The organism is Oleiphilus sp. HI0066, from assembly GCF_001635725.1.
Map to the genome: position 1 here is coordinate 1 of NZ_LWFH01001669.1, position 975 is coordinate 975.

Genomic DNA, 975 nt, shown 5'->3' on the forward strand with positions numbered 1-975 from the left:
CATTAAGCTAGATTCTTAAGCCTTCAACCAAAGCCAGATGCTGGCTTTGGTTGCCTCCCCCCGACTTTACTCATATCATGCTCATCCACTAGATTTACGTTTACGTAAAGGTCTTTCGTAAATAATCAGTTCTTTAAAACAAAGACTGTAAGACAAAAATAATAGTAACGAGGATGATGTACGAATGAATATCAATGGTGTTCCTGCAATTGTAACTGGCGGAGCCTCAGGGCTTGGAGAAGCAGCGGCTAGGTTGTTAGCAGAGCTAGGCGCGAAGGTCAGTATCTTTGATGTGCAAACAGAAAAGGCGCAACAAGTCGCCAGTGAAATTGGTGGTTTAGCATTTGACTGTGACGTAACGAGCGCCGAAAGTGCGCAAGCATGTTTTGATCAAGCTAAAGCTGCACATGGGCCAGTCGGCATTGCAGTGAACTGTGCAGGGATTGGTGTTCCGGCAAAAATTCTGGGTAAAGAAGGTCCACAGTCTTTGGATTTCTTTAACAAAGTGATCGCCGTTAACTTAAGTGGCTCATTTAATATTCTTCGCCTTGCTGCAGATGAAATGCAAACCCGAGATGCAAACGACGATGGTGAGCGCGGTGTGATCATCTCAACGGCATCCGTAGCTGCATATGAGGGGCAAATTGGCCAAGCGGCTTACTCAGCGTCCAAAGGCGGTATTGTTTCAATGACCCTACCTGCTGCAAGGGAACTCGCTCGTTACGGGATTCGTGTGCTAGCCATTGCTCCGGGATTATTTATGACGCCAATGCTGGCTTCTTTACCCGAAGCAGCGCAAGAAAGCTTGGCTGCAACACTGCCATTCCCCCAGCGTTTGGGTGATCCAAAGGAATATGCACGTATCGTCAAAGAGATGGTCGAAAACCCGCTCTTGAATGGCGAAGTAATCCGTATTGACTGTGCATTACGCATGGCTCCAAAATAAGCTCAATCGCTTAATCAAGGTGTTCCAAT

The 975-nt window shown here is 46.8% G+C and carries 1 protein-coding gene; it reads left to right on the forward strand.

Translation table 11 applies throughout. From position 1 onward, the window contains the following. The first annotated feature begins 184 nt into the window (after positions 1-184). Positions 185-946: an SDR family NAD(P)-dependent oxidoreductase gene (locus tag A3738_RS26165; protein ID WP_068480529.1), complete on the forward strand. Its 762-nt coding sequence runs from the start codon at positions 185-187 to the stop codon at positions 944-946. Positions 947-975: the final 29 nt, after the last annotated feature.